The 4463-nt window shown below is 70.0% G+C and carries 2 protein-coding genes; one reads left to right on the forward strand and one right to left on the reverse strand.

Annotated elements, in window-relative coordinates:
- Window positions 1–748 precede the first annotated feature (748 nt).
- Window positions 749–3079: a CDC48 family AAA ATPase gene (locus VF632_RS09615; RefSeq protein WP_331022661.1), complete on the reverse strand. Its 2331-nt coding sequence runs from the start codon at window positions 3077–3079 to the stop codon at window positions 749–751.
- A gap of 159 nt (window positions 3080–3238) precedes the next feature.
- Between VF632_RS09615 and VF632_RS09620 the strand changes: the two genes are divergently transcribed.
- The gene (locus VF632_RS09620; RefSeq protein ID WP_331022662.1) at window positions 3239–4288 is read left to right on the forward strand and encodes an ArsO family NAD(P)H-dependent flavin-containing monooxygenase; all 1050 of its coding nucleotides are present in this window, start codon (window positions 3239–3241) and stop codon (window positions 4286–4288) included.
- Window positions 4289–4463 lie beyond the last annotated feature (175 nt).

Raw genomic sequence — 4463 nt, forward strand, 5'->3', positions numbered from 1 at the left:
GACGATCGTTCACAGGTCGTGTCGGTTGCGGCATGGCTCATCTCCGTGTCGAGGCCATGCTCGTTACCATCGCAAACTGTCAACGATCCTCCCGGTCTAAACTGTAAACAATCTACCACTCCTGTACCCGGGAGCCCCCTCCCCCCGGCCCCCTTCCCCCGCTTCGCAGGGGAGGGGGAGACCTGAACCGCGCTTCGGCCGGCCTCGCGCACTCGACTGCGCGTGCAGTCCGCGAAGGCGGACTTTGGGCCCTTGTTGCCGCGACTTTAGTCGCCCCAGCGGGGCTGAGTCCTCTGGTCCTGCGCCTGCCGACGCACCTCAGACCCAGAAGTGTACCCCCTCTCCCACGCTGTTTGTGGGAGAGGGGGGCACGCGTGTCAGCGCGGCCGGGTGAGGGCCCCACGGCAGCCGAGGCCTCGGCCTCGGTGACCGCTGCCGCGCCCGCGCTTTTACGCGCCCCGGGCTAGATCCTTCGGCCCGCGGGGCTCGGCGTTCGGGCAGGTACGGTGCGCCTGGGCCTGAATAGAAAAAGTCCAGTTCGTCCAAATTCCTGGACGGCGCCCGCGAGCCGCTTTTTCATCCCTCAGGGTCGGCCGCAGGACGGTGAAAGACTCAGGATGACACGCTCTTGTGCCACCGCGATTGGGAACGGCCCCACACTGGCTCCCTTCCCCCGCGCAGTTTGCGGGGGAAGGGCTGGGGATGGGGGGCACCGGCCGGAGCACCGAACCTGAAGTATCGAGCGCCCCTACCGGCTGGCGAACGCCTCCAGCTCCTCCCCGCTCATGAAGCCGATGCGCTTGGGCCCGCGCGGGCTTTCACGCTTGAGCTGCTCAGCGATCTCCTCGTACTCCTTTTCCATCTCCGGCGTCACCGACGCGCGGCTCTCCTTGAGAGCCGTCTCGAAGAACTTCATCGGCACGTCGGGCACATCCAGGTTCTCGCGCAGCGCGTGCAGCCCCGCGCGGCGCACCAGGTCTTCCAGGTCCGCGCCGGTGTAGCCCTGCGTGCGCTCCGCCAGCGTGTCCAGGTCCACGTCGTCCGCGATGGGCATCTCGCTGGTGTGGATGCCCAGGATCTTCCGCCGCCCCTCGCGGTCGGGGACGGGGATGTACACCAGCTCGTCGAAGCGGCCCGGGCGCAGCAGCGCGGGGTCCAGCAGCGTCGGACGGTTGGTGGCGCCGATCACCACGATGCCGTTGGCCTCCTCCAGCCCGTCCATCTCCGCCAGGATGGTGTTCACCACCCGTTCCGTCACCGCCGGCTCGCCCAGCCCGCCGCCGCCGCGCTGCGGGGCCAGCGAGTCGATCTCGTCGATGAAGATCACCGTGGGCGCCACCTGCCGGGCGCGCTGGAAGAGGCGAGACACCTGCTGCTCGCTTTCGCCGTACCACTTGCTCAGCAGGTCCGACGACTTGGCGGCGATGAAGTTGGCCTCCGACTCGCGCGCCACGGCCTTGGCGATCAGCGTCTTGCCCGTTCCCGGCGGCCCGTAGAGCAGAAAGCCGCGGGCCGGGCGAATCCCCAGGCGCCGGAACGCATCCGGGTGCTTCAGCGGCAGCTCCACTCCCTCACGCAGCTGCATCTGCGCCTGCTCCAGCCCGCCGATGTCCTCCCACCCCACGTCGGGCATCTGGATCATGATCTCGCGCACGGCGGAGGGCTGCACCCGCTTCTGCGCGCTGATGAAGTCGTTGCGGCAGACGATCAGCTGCTCCAGGATCTCCTGCGGGATCTCCTCGCGGTCCAGGTCGATGTTGGGCAGGTGGCGCCGCAGCGTTTCAATGGCCGCCTCGCGCGCCAGCGCCGACATGTCGGCTCCCACGAAGCCGTAGGTGATGCGGGCGATCTCGTCCAGGTCCACGTCGTCGTCGAGCGGCATGCCGCGCGTGTGGATGGACAGGATCTCGCGCCGCCCCGCCATGTCGGGCACCCCGATGACGATCTCGCGGTCGAAGCGCCCCGGCCGGCGCAGCGCCTCGTCCAGCGCGTTGGGCCGGTTGGTGGCGCCGATCACCACCACGTTCTGCCGCGGCTCCAGCCCGTCCATCAGCGTCAGCAGCTGGGCCACGATGCGGCGCTCCACCTCGCCCGTGGCCTCTTCGCGCTTGGGGGCGATGCTGTCGATCTCGTCGATGAAGACGATGGACGGCGCCTGCTTCTGCGCCTGCTCGAAGACGTCGCGCAGCCGCTGCTCGCTTTCGCCGTGATAGCGGCCCATGATCTCGGGCCCGGCGATGTGAAAGAACTGCGCGTCGGCCTCGCTGGCCACGGCGCGGGCGATCAGCGTCTTGCCCGTGCCCGGAGGCCCGTGCAGCAGCACGCCCTTGGGCGGATCGATCCCCAGCCGCTGGAACAGCTCGGGATGCTTCAGCGGCAGCTCGATCATCTCGCGAACCTGCTCGATGGTCGCGCCCTGCCCGCCGATGTCCTCGTAGGTGACGTCGGCGCTGCGCCGCTCCGTGGCCTCCACGTACTCGGGAAGCAGCTCGATCTCCGTCTCCTCCACCACCTGCACCACGCCGCGCGGGGTGGTGGCCACCACGCGAAGCCGCACCTCCTGCAGGCCGAAGGTGGTCTGCTGGAGCAGCGTCCGCAGGATGTCCTCGGGGAGGGGATTCGGGTCCGTAGCCCGCGTCCCGCCGCGCCGGTAGACGGAGGTGGAGATCACGTCGCCCGTTACGACGGGGCGGTGGAAGAGCGTGCGCCGCAGCGCGTCGCCGGAGCCCATCAGCCGCATGTTGGGCTGGGCGGGGGCGATGGTGATGCGGCGCGCGGCCTTCATGTCGGCCTTGCGCACCTGCACGTGGTCGCCGATGCCCGCGTCGGCGTTGGCGCGCTGCAGGCCGTCCAGGCGAATTAGGTCCAGCCCCTCGTCCTCAGGGAAAGGCGGCAGGGCCAGCGCGGCGGTGGTGCGCTTTCCGGTGATCTCGACCACGGCGCCCTCTTCCACGCCGAGCCGGTCGAAGGTCTTGCGTCCCAGCCGCGCCACGCCCTTGCCCACGTCCTGCCCCTTGGCGCCCTGCACCTGCACCCGGATGGCCTTGCCGGGCTGTTCCTGCTGCTCCTGATCCGGCATCCGCGCTCGCTCCCGTGTGGTCGTTCCGTGGTGTCGATGCCCGTGCTGGCGCCCCATCTCGCAAGCGGCGGTCCGCTCGCGCAACCCCTGTCCGTACGGAAACTTGGCTGATACCCTGTCGGACGAGGCGGTGCGACGTGTGGCTCGTGTGTGAGGGCGATGACGGAACACGTGGACGTGGTGGTGATCGGCGGCGGCCAGGCGGGGCTGGCTGTGGGCTACTACCTGCGCCGGACGCCGCTGTCGTGGGTCGTCCTGGATGCGCAGGACGGGCCGGGCGGAGCGTGGCGGCACGGGTGGCACGGCCTGCGCCTGTTTTCCCCCGCGCGGTTCAGCTCGCTTCCCGGATGGGTGATGCCGGGCGGCACCGATGACTATCCCTCGCGTGCGGAGGTGCTGGACTACCTGACCGCGTACGAGCGGCGGTACGAGCTGCCCGTCCGCCGCCTCGTCCGCGTCGACGCCGTCCACCGCGAGGGCAATGGCTTCCGCGTCGTGGCGGATGCGGGCACCTGGCGCACGCGGGCAGTGGTGAGCGCGACGGGCACGTGGAGCCGGCCGTTCATCCCGGATGTTCCCGGCCGCGACGACTTCCAGGGCGTGCAACTCCACTCCGCGCGGTACGCCACGCCCGATGCGTTCGCGGGCAAGCGGGTGCTGGTTGTGGGCGGCGGCAACTCGGGCGCGCAGATCCTGGCGGAGGTGTCGCGGGTGGCGGATGCCACGTGGGTGACGCTGGCGGAGCCCGCCTTTCTGCCGGACTGGGTGGACGGCCGGTACCTGTTCGGCCAGGCGACGGCGGCGTATCGGGCGCTGCAGGAGGGCAGGGAACCACCGCCACGCGTGGAGCTGGGCGACATCGTGATGGTGCCGCCGGTGCGCGAAGCGCGGGACCGCGGGGCGCTGGGGTCCGTTCGCCCCTTCGTGCGGATGACGGCGGGCGGCGTGGTGTGGCCGGACGGGCGTGAGGAGCCGGTGGACGCGGTGATCTGGTGCACGGGATTCCGCCCCGCGCTGGACCACCTGCGGCCGCTGGATGTGACGGATGCGGAAGGGCAGATCGCCGTGGAGGGAACGCGCTCGGTCCGCGAGCCGCGGCTGTGGCTGGTGGGCTACGGCAACTGGACCGGCTTCGCCTCCGCCACCCTGATCGGCGTGGGCCGAACCGCGCGCGCCACGGTCGCCGAGATTGCGGCCGAACTGGCCTGAGCCGGGGCGCGCCACATGCCGTAACCCACGCCAAAGCAAGCCAGTCCGCGAAGGCGGACTTCGTGTGGTCGTTGCAGCGAATTCGTTCGCATCCGGAAACAGGGCTTTTTGCCCGGGTCAGTGTCCGCTCGAGTGCATCGTTGGCAGAGGATTCATACCAGTGCCGATCGTTCTG

Source organism: Longimicrobium sp., from assembly GCF_036388275.1.
Taxonomy (GTDB): domain Bacteria; phylum Gemmatimonadota; class Gemmatimonadetes; order Longimicrobiales; family Longimicrobiaceae; genus Longimicrobium.